Annotated in this window: 10 protein-coding genes; 4 read left to right on the forward strand and 6 right to left on the reverse strand. The window is 36.6% G+C overall.

Annotation, left to right across the window (positions count from 1 at the left end; genetic code table 11):
* Positions 1–141: 141 nt before the first annotated feature.
* The 3 genes from LRP84_RS07435 to LRP84_RS07445 all read right to left on the reverse strand — a co-directional run bounded on the left by LRP84_RS07435 (position 142) and on the right by LRP84_RS07445 (position 4,435).
* The gene (locus LRP84_RS07435; RefSeq protein WP_230574499.1) at positions 142–933 is read right to left on the reverse strand and encodes an endonuclease/exonuclease/phosphatase family protein; all 792 of its coding nucleotides are present in this window, start codon (positions 931–933) and stop codon (positions 142–144) included.
* Positions 934–936: 3 nt separating this feature from the next.
* The gene (locus tag LRP84_RS07440) at positions 937–2,577 is read right to left on the reverse strand and encodes a PTS transporter subunit IIBC (RefSeq protein WP_230574500.1); all 1,641 of its coding nucleotides are present in this window, start codon (positions 2,575–2,577) and stop codon (positions 937–939) included.
* Positions 2,578–2,770: 193 nt separating this feature from the next.
* Positions 2,771–4,435 (reverse strand): glycoside hydrolase family 13 protein, encoded by a 1,665-nt coding sequence (locus LRP84_RS07445; protein ID WP_230574501.1) that lies wholly within the window; start codon positions 4,433–4,435, stop codon positions 2,771–2,773.
* 710 nt (positions 4,436–5,145) lie between these two features.
* Here LRP84_RS07445 and LRP84_RS07450 point away from each other — a divergent pair.
* From LRP84_RS07450 to LRP84_RS07460, 3 genes are all read left to right on the forward strand, one after another.
* Positions 5,146–5,868 (forward strand): amino acid ABC transporter ATP-binding protein, encoded by a 723-nt coding sequence (locus LRP84_RS07450; RefSeq protein ID WP_230574502.1) that lies wholly within the window; start codon positions 5,146–5,148, stop codon positions 5,866–5,868.
* Positions 5,869–5,885: 17 nt separating this feature from the next.
* Positions 5,886–6,671: an ABC transporter substrate-binding protein gene (locus LRP84_RS07455; protein WP_230574503.1), complete on the forward strand. Its 786-nt coding sequence runs from the start codon at positions 5,886–5,888 to the stop codon at positions 6,669–6,671.
* Positions 6,672–6,764: 93 nt separating this feature from the next.
* Complete coding sequence (locus LRP84_RS07460; protein ID WP_230574504.1) at positions 6,765–7,451, forward strand: amino acid ABC transporter permease; 687 nt, start codon at positions 6,765–6,767, stop codon at positions 7,449–7,451.
* A 77-nt stretch (positions 7,452–7,528) separates the two neighbouring features.
* Here LRP84_RS07460 and desB read toward each other — a convergent pair whose 3' ends face one another.
* Positions 7,529–8,617 (reverse strand): Delta(10) desaturase DesB, encoded by a 1,089-nt coding sequence (gene desB, locus LRP84_RS07465; protein ID WP_230574505.1) that lies wholly within the window; start codon positions 8,615–8,617, stop codon positions 7,529–7,531.
* 534 nt (positions 8,618–9,151) lie between these two features.
* On the opposite strand from desB, the gene LRP84_RS07470 reads away from it, so the two are divergent.
* Positions 9,152–10,678 carry an FAD-dependent oxidoreductase gene (locus LRP84_RS07470; RefSeq protein WP_230574506.1) on the forward strand — a complete coding sequence of 509 codons (1,527 nt, stop codon included), beginning with the start codon at positions 9,152–9,154 and terminating at the stop codon, positions 10,676–10,678.
* 194 nt (positions 10,679–10,872) lie between these two features.
* On the opposite strand, the gene LRP84_RS07475 is transcribed toward LRP84_RS07470, so the two are convergent.
* Positions 10,873–11,649 (reverse strand): nucleotidyltransferase domain-containing protein, encoded by a 777-nt coding sequence (locus LRP84_RS07475; protein ID WP_230574507.1) that lies wholly within the window; start codon positions 11,647–11,649, stop codon positions 10,873–10,875.
* 418 nt (positions 11,650–12,067) lie between these two features.
* The gene (locus tag LRP84_RS07480; protein WP_230574508.1) at positions 12,068–13,180 is read right to left on the reverse strand and encodes a PRK06851 family protein; all 1,113 of its coding nucleotides are present in this window, start codon (positions 13,178–13,180) and stop codon (positions 12,068–12,070) included.
* Between the last annotated feature and the right edge of the window lie 95 nt (positions 13,181–13,275).

The raw sequence follows: 13,275 nt of genomic DNA on the forward strand, positions 1-13,275 counted from the left end.
GTATACGTCATTATATAATGAATACATGTCGATATCTACACTAAATGACCAATTTGGTTTTATGTTCAATAATAAAAATTATGTATGAAATGTAATAAAAAAGCAACCAATCCGTATTTTACACGGCGGTTGCCTTTCTCATTACATATTAATTTGAACTTCAACACCAAAATGATCCGATATTACATTTCGGTTCACATCATTAAAAATCACTTGAGAAGAAACAACTTGCACAGGCTGATTACTTAAAATGAGATCGATGCGTAAATTTTTCTTGTTCTCATCCCAACCAGCAATCTTTCCTTGCACAGTTGTTCCTTCGTCTTTTCTTTCTGCTAATTTATACGTGTCGTATAGACCATTTTTCATGAGATAGTCATATCCCTCATTCTGTATGCGTGCATTGTTGTTAAAGTCCCCCATTAAGAACGACAACTCATTATTATCTACATGACTCAATAAATGATCTACTTGCTTCTTAAACGGCTCTTCTTCATCAAGCCACCAGCCAAGATGACAAGAATAAATTGTCACCGGCTGATTGTTATAGGAAACTGTTGCACTTACAATTTTTCGTGTTTTCCAGTATGTTGTATCTGTACTGTCTGATATGAAAAACGAATCGCTCTTTGTAATGGAATGCTTTGTCAAAATTGCCAAGCCTTCTTCATACACCTCATACCCAATATGAGCAAAGTCCCATACAACATCATATTTTGCGGCTCCTAGCTCTTCTAACTCCGCTTGTAATAAGCGTACAAAATTATCTTCTTTCATATTACCGCATACATTCCTTGCTGTAATCGACTGACTTACCTCTTGCAGCGCAATAACGTCATAGTCATTTTCTTGAATTGTTTTTGCTAAATAATGAATCTTTGCAAGTTGCTCTTCTTCTTGCCATGAATGACAATTTAAAGTTAATAATTTCATTTTTTATGCACCTAAAATGTCTTGAATGTCTGACTTTAAAACGTCAGCTTTTGGACCGTAAACAGCTTGTACCCCTTTATCTTTTACAATTAATCCAAGTGCCCCGTTTTTCTTCCACTTTACTTCTGGTGCAACGATATCTAAATCTTTTACTGTTACACGTAAACGTGTCATACAAGCATCTACATCCGCAATATTACCTTTTCCGCCTAATAACTCAATAACCGCTGTTGCTAATGAACCTTCTTTTACATTTGCTGCTACTTCTTCAGCCTCATCTTCATTATCAATGTAGTTACCCGCACGTCCTGGTGTTGGTATGTTAAACTTTTTAATTAAGAAGTTGAAGATTGTAAAGTTTAATCCAAAGAATATAACTGATACAACAACAAAGTTGATAAGATCTCTTGTTAATCCTGCCTTTATAATCATTGGTGTACGAGTTAATAACTCAATAAAACCAAACGCATGAATACGTAGGTGAATTACATCTGCTAATGCGAATGCCAAACCTGTTGTAATTGCATACACAACATATAATACTGGTGCGATGAACATGAACATAAACTCAATTGGCTCTGTTACACCTGTTAAGAATACAGCTAATGCTGCCGATAAGAACATTGGTTTATATTTATGACGCTTCTCTTTGTCTACATTGCGGTACATCGCAAATGCGATACCGATTAACGATGCTGTGGAACCGATAACTTGTCCTACTTTAAAACGTGCTGGAACCACATTATTTAATAAATCGTGATATGCTTTCGTATCACCATTAGCTAGTAAGTTATTTAAGTCTGTAATCCATGCGAGCCATAATGGGTCTTGACCAGCTACTACTTGTCCTGCCTTGGTACCTGTTAATATTGTGTACGTGCCGCCAAGCTCTGTATAGTTCATTGGAATCGTTAACATATGATGCAATCCAAATGGTAATAATAAACGTTCTAGTGTTCCATATACAAATGGTGCAACAACTGGCGCGCTATCCTTTGAAGCTGCAATCCAACGCCCAAATTCATTTAATCCACTTTGAATGAACGGCCATACAAACGATAAAATAATAGCAGTGATTGTAGAACCAACAATTACTACGAATGGTACAAAACGTTTTCCATTAAAGAACGCTAATGCTTGTGGTAATTTATTATAGTTATAATATTTATTGTATAGAGTAGCTCCTAAAAAACCTGAAATAATACCTACGAATACTCCCATGTTAAGTGCCGGTGCACCAAGAACAGAAGTAAAGTAATCTTTAACAAGTAAATTTCCCGCTAAAAAGGAAGAAACTTTCGCTTTTGAATCCGCTAACATTACAGCGTTTACACCAAAAATTGCTCCTGTGATTCGGTTTGTTAATATGAATGCTAGCAAGGCTGCGAACGCACCGCCTGCACGATCCTTCGCCCAAGATCCCCCAATTGCTACAGCGAATAAAATATTTAAGTTTCCAATAATTCCCCAACCGATATCTTCCATAACTCTAGCAATTGTGTGCACTGCAGATATATCACCCGCAGACATACCAATTAGTTTACCAATGGAAATCATTAAACCAGCAGCTGGCATAACTGCAACTACTACTAGCAAAGCTTTCCCAAACTTTTGCCAAAAATCAAAAGATGCAAGCTTCTTCATTTCTTTGTTCCTCCTTTTTCTAAATTACAATCCCTCATGTATAAATAATAATTGCTTATCCCCTTACGAAAACTTTTTACGCAATCGTTTTCATAAATCAATTTTAATAAAAGCGTTTTCATATTGCAATAACAATTTTATAGAAAATACAAATTTTTATGAGAAAAGATGCTGTATGAGCATCTTTTCTCCATTAAGAAATATAATACACCCTTGTTTCATAAGGTTTTAAAGTTATTGTTGTAACTACATCATGTTCTTCTACTTCGTAGTTATTTAAAAGCAAACGTTTGCATTCTAGGTTGAATGCAGCCTCATCATATACAGCTTCACTCTTTGATAAATTGCTAATTACAATAACTTTTTTATTATTTAACGTCCGTGTATACGCATAAATTTGTGGATCATCCTCTAAAAGTAAATCATACGTTCCATAAGTAAACACTTCATGCTCTTTTTTCAATGCAATCATCTTTTTATAGAAATTTAAAATAGAATTTGAATCTGTTTGCTGCACCTCTACATTAATTTCTTTATAATTTGGATTCATTCCAAACCAAGGCGTACTTGTTGTAAAACCAGCATTTTCTACACTACTCCATTGCATCGGTGTCCGTGAATTATCACGACAAGATGCCCAAATAATCTCCATAATTTCTTGGTGAGGTATACCCTCTTCAATCTTTTGACGATATAAGTTCTTAATTGCTACATCATCATAATCTTCAATATGTGGGAACTGGACATTTGTCATTCCAATTTCTTGGCCTTGGTAAATAAACGGTGTACCATGCATAAAGAAATACATTGCACCTAAAGCTGTTGCACTTTCGCGCCAATACTGTTTATCATCCCCCCAAGTAGAAACAATACGAGGTTTATCATGATTTTCAATATACAGCGCATTCCACCCTTTATTTTCTAAACCTTTTTGCCACTTCGTTAAAACTTTTTTAAGCCCTGCAACATCAAGCTCTTTTTTCTTTTCTGCATCCCATAAGCTTAAATGCTCAAATTGGAATACCATATTAAACTTTCCTTGTTCTTCTCCAACCCAAAGCTCAGCATCTTCAATTTTCACACCATTTGCTTCGCCAACAGTCATAATATCATAATTTGAAAACGTTTTCGTTTTTAACTCTTCTAAAAGCGGCTGAATGCCATCAACATTCATATGTTTATCAAAAGAAGGTACATACTTTAGTCCTTTTGGATTTGGCATGTCTTTAAACCCTTCTTCTTTTTTAATATGACTAATCGCATCAACGCGGAAGCCGTCAATTCCTTTATCAAGCCACCAATTGACAGTATCATATAACGCCGCACGTACCTCTTCATTTTCCCAGTTTAAATCTGGTTGCTTACGTGAAAACAGGTGTAAATAATATTGATCTGTTGCTTCATCATATTCCCAAGCAGAGCCGTTAAAAATACTTTCCCAGTTATTTGGCTCTTTCCCATTTTTTTCGTCATGCCAAATATACCAATCACGTTTCGGATTATCTTTAGAAGAACGCGATTCAATAAACCACGGATGTTCATCACTTGTATGATTAATAACTAAATCTATAATAAGCCGCATTCCACACTTATGAACCTCGTCTAATAACTGATCAAAATCAGCCATTGTGCCGAATTCATCCATAATAGCTTGATAATCACTAATGTCGTAACCATTATCGTCATTTGGCGATTTGTACATTGGACAAATCCAAATTACATCTATACCGAGTTCTTTTAAATAATCTAGTTTTGAAATAATGCCTTGCAGATCTCCAATACCATCGCCATTTGAATCCATAAAGCTGCGCGGATAAATTTGATAAGCTACTGCTTCTTTCCACCACGTTTTATTCATAATTCCTTCTCTCCTTTTGCACAAATTAATGCAAACGTTTTCGTAACACCATCATAACAAAATATGTTGAGTTTGTAACGTTTTTTTTACTTATATTGTTACTTTTCCTTATTCAATATGTTTATTTTTTCCTTCCTGATACACAAATATCTGTATTTTTCATTAAAAAATACAGTAAAACGCCCATCATTATAAATGAAACTTCCATCAGTGGGGTTTTCTTCATCCCCCACCTATCTTCTTCGCTTTCTCTGAATCTCGAGGTGGGGGTCTTACTGCCCGTTAATGCGGGATAAAATCACATAAAAACAAGGTAGCACTCATGCGCTACCTTGTTTTCATTGTTTACAAACTTACTTCCACGATAAAGCCTTTTAACTTTTCTATTCAACTTTATTTCAAAAAAATATTTTTATAGTTTTCGTTTTCTTTAACTACAGCAGCAACCTGTTCTTTTTTGATGGCCTTCCTGCTTAATTTCATTCTATACAACCAAAAGCGCAATCACTATCGAGCTACATTACAATAACATTACACTTCTGTAAGCAAGGTTCCTCTTCCTTAACACTATGCAACACACTTAAAAAATTTCTGATTATTAAGTGTGATCGCCTTAATTTTTAACAAAAAATAAAGGAATATGACAATTTATGACTAATTACCAAAAACAAGGTATTTTTATACACCTGAATTTCATTGGAGGGGGATGCATGATACAAGTTCAAAATCTGACAAAATCTTTTGGTTCTTTAAGCGTGCTCAAAAACGTCAATTTACACGTGCAAGAAAAAGAAGTTGTCGTCTTAATTGGTGCAAGCGGTTCAGGGAAAAGTACATTACTGCGTTGCTTAAATTTCTTAGAGATGCATGATACTGGAGAGATTTCGATACAGGGAGAACAAATCCATCCAAAACGTACAAATCTAAACAAAGTTCGCGAAGATGTCGGCATGGTTTTTCAACATTTTAATTTATTTCCTCATATGACCTCACTAGAAAACATCATTGAAGCTCCTATTCACGTCAAGAAGTTAGACAAAACAAAAGCAACAAGCATTGCCTACGAATTGTTAGGAAAAGCTGGATTGCAAGATAAGGCTAACGTAACACCAGATCTTTTATCAGGTGGCCAAAAACAACGAGTCGCTATCGCAAGAGCACTCGCAATGAATCCGAAAATTATGCTATTTGACGAACCTACCTCAGCTCTCGATCCTGAACTCGTCGGAGAAGTACTACAAGTTATGAAAGACCTCGCAAAAGAAGGTATGACGATGATTATCGTCACGCATGAAATGGGATTTGCCCGTGATGTAGCTGACCGCATCATTTTTATGGATGACGGACAAATCGTAGAGGATGCACCTCCAGAACAGTTTTTCACCGCTCCATCAAATAAACGCGCAAAGCAATTTTTACGAAACATTTTATAAACATTGGAGGGATTTTTATGAAACGAAAGATGCTTAAAGTAATAGCGGCGATTGCATTATGTGCTTCTTTAATATTAAGTGCCTGTAGTAAAGAAAGTAGCACTACATCAGCAGACGGAAAGCAAGAATTTCGCTATGCAATGAGTGGTTTATATAAGCCGTTTAACTATAAAGAAAACGGCAAGCTTGTCGGCTTTGACGTCGAAATTGGTGAGGCACTTGCTAAAAAAATGAATATGAAGGCTGTTCCTGTAACAAACCCTTGGGAAACACTAATACAAGGTCTGCAAGCAAAAAAATATGATGTAATTCTAGGAAGTATGGCCATTACAGAAGATCGTCTCAAAGCAGTTAATTTTACGAATCCATATTATCGCTCTGGGGCACAAATTTTCGTTACAAAAAATAACACATCAATCTCCTCTGCTGAAGATTTAAAAGGGAAAAAAGTAGGTGTCGTAAAAGCAAGTACATTCAAAACACTTGTTGCCAAGCAGACAGATCAAATTACAGAATACGATAGTGACATTACCGCTCTTATGGATTTAGAACCAGGACGAATTGATGCTGTTGTCACAGATCAAATGGTAGGTCTTCGCATGATGAAAGAAGGAAAGTCAAATATAAAAGATGCTGGTAAACCATTATCTCTTGATGAAATGGCCATTGCTGTTCGCAAAGATGATACAGAATTAATGGAAAAATTAAATAAAGCATTAGATGAAATCATTCAAGATGGTACGTATGAAAAAATCAGTAAAAAGTGGTTTGGCCGTAACATTCTAGGTGAGAAGGCAGAATAGATTTTTGGTGCATAAGTAATGTCCCACATCTTTCGACGGAGCATTGCTATCATATTATAAAAATTAAAATCAACTCATATAGAGGTGATACTAATGATTGATATTTTCATATCTACATATCCAACGTTCCTAAAAGCAGTTGTTCTGACATTACAATTAACAATAACTTCCTTATTACTCGGATGCCTAATTGGATTATTATTTGCTTTTTTTCGTATTTCCAATAGTAAACTCTTAAATGGAGTTGCACATGTATACATTGCTATTATTCGTGGTATACCGTTAGTTGTACAAATTATGATTCTCTATTTTGGAATTACATCTGTTATTGTATTATCACCTTTTTGGGCTGGCGCTATTGCCCTTGCTATTCATAACGGTGCCTATATTACTGAAATTTTCAGAGGGGCCATTCAGTCTGTGGACCGCGGCCAACTCGAAGCAGCCCGCTCTTTAGGAATGACATATCCATTAGCAATGCGGCGTATTATTTTGCCTCAAGCATTTCGTTTATCTATTCCGCCGCTTGGCAATCAGTTCATTATCGGCCTAAAAGATTCTTCTCTCGTTGCCTATGTAGGAATGTCTGAGCTATGGGGATCCGGACTTTCTGAAGCTGCTGCAAACTTTCAGCAACTTGAAACATATATTGTCGTCAGCATCTATTACCTTGCACTCGTTCTTTTATTTACGTACTTCGTTCATCTTCTTGAAAAACGATTAGCACGAAAAAATATGAATCACACACAACTCGCTAAACAAAAAGAAATCCCTATGTAAAAAGCACGAACTCTTCATGAGTTCGTGCTTTTATCATTATTATATAAACATAGTTGATTCTAATAACAACATATATTTTAGCCGTTTTTTACATTTTTTACTTCTTTTACTTCTTTTGTATTTTCCTCACGATATTCAATATTCGCAGGATCTAATCCATTCCCTAAAGAACCGTATAAATGTGCTTTATGCGGATCAATTAGCTCGCTATCTTGGTAATACACACGCGGTGTATTCCAAAGCGTAGCTAACGCTTTCCCCATCGGCATTTCATGATAGCGCTCTGGCCACATTTCTTTAATTTTCTCTTTTACTAACGGATAGTATTTCGAGCTCATACCTGGGAACAAGTGATGTTCTGTATGATATGAGAAATTAAAATGTAACACATCTACCCAGCGCGGTACTGTTACTGATAAACAGTTGGCAAGCGGATCGTTTACAGGAACAATCGGGTTCAAACGGTGATTTGTTGCGATATATCCCATTACAATAGCGTTTGCAATTAATAATGGAATAACATAAGCAAAAAACCATTTTGCAGGACCCATAATAAACAATAAACTAATCCACACTGTCCATGGTAAAAGAAGCTGGAACCATACAGATTTTTTATTCTCTGGTTTAAATTCCTTTATAAAAAGAGTGAACATACGAGACGAATGCACTGTAAATTGAAGCGTTAACGATAGAAAGCTAAAGAAAGAACGAACATGCAACGGAAGGCGATATACCCAGCGTAAAAATTTGCTTTTCTTAAACTTCTCCATTGTTGGCCACGCATCCGGATCATTCTCCTCATGCTGTGTATGCACATGGTGAGTCAAATTGTGCCACTTTCTCCACAACTTTGGTCCAGTTGATAATGGCAAGAACGCAATTGCTCCAAGAAAATCTCGCAGCCAAGCTTTTCTTACTACTGTACCATGTAAAATTTCATGTCCAAGAAATCCCATAGATGCAAAACATAATCCTAGAACGATTGCAATTCCAAGATTAGCCCACACGTTCAAATCTAATAAACCAATTGTCAGAAATCCCGCTACCGTAATGAGTAAATAGGCTAGTCCACCAAACAAACGAGTTGGGACTGGTTTAAATGCCTTCTTTGGCAAATGCGGTGATACACGTGCTGCATACCATCCAAACGTATGAAGATCCTTCATTCTTTTGCCCCCTTTTCATGCCGCGCTTATGCACCTTGCATATATCGATTGTCGTTTCCAGATTGATAATACTATTATTATAAAATTTTCTTTCCCAAAGAAAATTATGCTCACTTAATCTTACAATTATTATTCATTGAAAAATATTTCTCTTTTTACTCTTTATCAACCTTTCCACTAGATGAATCATATCAGTAGACTTTCTATATTGTCAATAACTTTTATGACCTAGTAATAAAAGTTGGTTATATTTTCATAATCACTTCCTATGTTACTAAAGAAAAGATGCTTATTTACCAACATTTACACTCCATATCAATTCTTCATCACTTCGTTACTAAACACTTAATGTTGTGAAGGATACTATACTTAATCCTATTTGTCCTGTGTTATGTCAAGAAAATTAAAACAAAGAATCATATATAGAACTTCTGTTATTTTATTATTTTAAAATAATTTATTTTTGACACATGAAATTTCTGTTATTGGAAAAATTAAGTAAAAGAAACTAATTAGAATAAGAGGTGCATTCATTTGGAACATGAACAACTTCCAAGATTTCCAGAACCATATTGGCGGGACTCTACTAACTTCCCTACTTTCCCAAAGCTAACTGAGAACATTAAAACAGAAGTTGCCATTGTCGGAGCAGGTATCACTGGCATTACAACAGCGTACTTACTTGCAAAAGAAGGAATCAAAGTTGCATTAATTGATGCCGGAAATATTTTAAACGGAACAACTGGACATACAACTGCAAAGATTACAACCCAGCACGATCTTATTTACGATGAACTAATTAGCAATTTTGGGGAAGAGAAAGCGAGATTATATTACGAAGCAAACGATAAAGCGCGGCAATTTATAAAAGATACCGTACAACAGCACAATATCCAATGTGATTTCACAGAAGAAGATGCTTATCTATATACGAATTCAGCCGACAATCTACACAAGTTAACGAAAGAATTAGAAGCATATAAAAAGCTTAATATCCCTGGCGAATACATAGAAAGTATCCCGCTTCCAATTCCTATCAAAGCGGCACTTGTTATAAAGAATCAAGCACAGTTCCATCCGCTTCGCTACTTAGCGGCGCTTGTCGAACAATTCATTGAAGCTGGCGGCGTTATCTACGAAAACACAACTGCAGTTGATGTGGAAAAAGGATCTTATCTGCAAGTCATTACAAGGGAAGGACATCGAATCACCTGTAGCTATATCATTTCCTGTTCGCACTTTCCGTTTTATGATGCGAACAGCTTTTTCTTCGCAAGAATGTACGCAGAGCGCTCTTATGTCCTTGGTGTAAAAACAAAACAAGAGTATCCAGGGGGAATGTATTTAAGTATTGATAATCCGAAGCGCTCCCTTCGCTACACAGCAATGGGTGATGAAAAATTGGTGTTAATTGGTGGTGAAAGCCACAAAACAGGACAAGGCATTAACATGATGAATCATTACGATGCACTACAAGCATTTGGCGAAGAAACCTTTGGCATAAAAGAAATTCCATACAGATGGGCAACACAAGATTTGATTACACTTGATAAAGTTCCTTATATCGGACACATCAATGAAAATAACCCTAACATTTTCGTCGCAACAGGGTACCGTAAATGGGGCATGACAAATGGAACTGCGGCAGCTTTATTACTAAAAGCATCCATTATGAAAATCGATAGTCCATATAAAGAACTGTACGCGCCATCGCGATTCCATGCGAATGCAGATATAAAAACGTTCGTCACTCAAAACCTCGACGTAGCAAAACATTTAATTGAAGGAAAACTGGAATTTGCGCTTCGTAAACCAGAAAATCTCGAAAATGGAGAAGGTGCTGTCGTAAGCGTAAATGGGAAACGTGCTGGTGCTTATAAAGACGATGACGGCAAACTTCACATTGTCGATACAACTTGTACACACTTAGGCTGTGAAGTGGAATGGAATAGCGGTGATTGTACGTGGGATTGCCCTTGTCATGGTTCGCGGTTTTCGATTCAGGGAGATGTGATTGAGGGGCCGGCTGATAAGGGGCTGAAGAGGATTGAAGATATATAATATTATACCTTCTCTTTATGTTTTATCATGAGCTCCCGGGCAGTAAGAGCTTGATTGGTGAGAGCTGTCTATCAGTGGGGTATTACTCCCCACTGATAGACATTTCACTTTTACCTTTTTCGTTGGATTAATTGCTTTCATTGCTGTTTTCTTTATCCGAACTAATCAAGACAAAACCCTCAGCACTACTACTATTACCAGTGCTCTTTCCAGCTTTTATATAACATTTCTCGAAACAATACATTTAACTTCTCAATGTCTATAACTAATCTCTTTTCTAGACCTTTCACATACTCCTCGTAATACGTAATTGTTCCTTCCAAAAATTCATTCAATGCTGTAATTTTTGGTCCTGCATCCAGCTCGATACCTGCTTTTTTCTTCTCAAGCAGTTCCTCAATTTCTTTCAAAAGGTCTGCATCCAAGACTAATCCATTCACTAATCTTTCAAACTCAACAGGCGGCAATGTTCCTTTCTCTTCTAACCATCTGCAAGCTAATATTGGACGTAATACATAAAAGTATTTCTTCAACTTTACTTCTTCACCTTGCAAAAACGTGCGATAGTTTTTAGATGCCATATGTAAATAATGATACATCGTTGCTTTTAGATCAAAATGACTACTCATTTCCTGCAAACACTCCGGAAGATTTGATGTCTTAGCGTATACAATTGGTGAAAGAATCCACTCTATCAAAGCTGGATTCGATTTAGAAAATAACTGTAATGCTTTACGGAGTTCCCAGCCGCTTATATCAAGGGCATCGCTGATTGGATACTCAATGACATCCCGCTTTTGCTCAATTGATAGGTACCAGTCCATTCGATGTACGTATACAAAACGGACATCATAGTCACTATCTTTTGATGGAAAGCCCCACGCCCTGCTTCCGGATTCAACAGCGAAGAGAATCTTTACGTCGTTTTCGCTTTCAATTCGTTGTAACTCTAATTGAATTTTTTCTCTCATATTTATCACTCTCATTTTTCTATCATTTCCTCGGAAATTCGACACCGAATCCAAAACACCTGCCTTTAGTATGGCATCTGCGATAACATACATATACAAGTTTTCTATGTATGTCGTGTCTTCCTTTAAGATAAAGTGAAACTTCCATCAGTGGGGGTTTTCTTCATCCCCCACTGATGGTTAGTTGAACCAATCGGGCTTTTACGGGCAGTTATCCCCCACCTATCTTCTTTGCTTCTCTCTGAATCTTGAGGTGGGGGTCTTACTGCCCGTTAATGCGGGATAAAATGTCAATGAAGAGGATTCTCTATTTCTCAACTATACCTTCAAACACCACTCCTAAAAGACACTATTACATGTCACTTCCTCGTTAAGCAGGATAAGATCTCAAAAAAATAACACCTTGGAAGCCAAGGTGTTATTTTTGCTCTTGTGATATTTTCTCTGCAATCCGTTCAAACTCAGCTTGAATTTCATCTTTAAGCGAATCCACTTTGTCAAAATCCATCGCTGTAATATAAATTTTCTCTAATTTGTCACGTACAGTTTTCGCTTTCGCTAAATAGGACATCGCTTCATTCATTTTTTCTCTATAGCGCCTTGATACATCTTGAATTTCTACTGCATATTTTTCATCTGTTCCCGGTGCAATAATGAGCTCATACATATCAATAATTTCATCACTCTCACGTGTCGGAAAATATTCATGAGGTGCTGTACTATCAAAAATTGCAAAGCCAAGCTCTCTTACAATAACCATATCAAGACTATTTGGATCAAAGCCGCAATGATATATCTCAACATCGAAGCCCTTCTCTTCAGCTGCCGCTGCTAATTTTTTTAACATCGTCGATTTTCCAGAACCAGGACGCCCTTTTATAAAATAACGCTTCCGTACATCTTCCGTTAAATTTGGAACAAAATCAACTGCTCCTTTTGGCGTTGCGGCCCCTAAAAAACGATGCTTCACATTTGCTTGTTTCGTACACGCTTTATCAGTAAAAAATTGCTGTATGAGCTGTTCTGTCAGCTCATTTGCTTTTTCAAAATCAATATGGTCAATATAAAACTTCTCCCACTCATCATGAATCTCTAGCGCCGTCTTAAAACACGCATAAGCTGACTGAAACGCACTGCTCGCTTCTGATGTATAACGCATAATCTCATCTTTATGCGCCCCAAGTTGAGTAGAATCCCAAGCTACACCTAAGTTTACATACTCTTCTACAACGCCTGGCGCTTTCGGTTCAATAACATGCGGCGCTGTTCCATCAACAATTCCAACTTGTAATGACGGAATAATCACACCATCAATCGAATTATTGTCAGACGAACAATGTAAAAATTCAATATCATACCCTTTCTTCACCCACTCACGACCAATCAGCTTCATAAGCGAAGATTTTCCTGTTCCAGGTCCACCTTTTAAAATAAACAATCGGTCTAATCCCGTTAAGTTCTCTTCAAATAAACTGTAAAATCCCCTTGCTGTATTACCGCCAGCATAATAATTTTTTATATTTCCTGTCACTGCCTTTCACTCCCTTGTAAGCAGTTTCACTACATAAGCTACAATATGCAAACTGGGAAGAATAGGTGAATACCCATCTACAAATCAAAAAAGAG

This window comes from Bacillus rhizoplanae, from assembly GCF_917563915.1.
Lineage (GTDB): Bacteria > Bacillota > Bacilli > Bacillales > Bacillaceae_G > Bacillus_A > Bacillus_A rhizoplanae.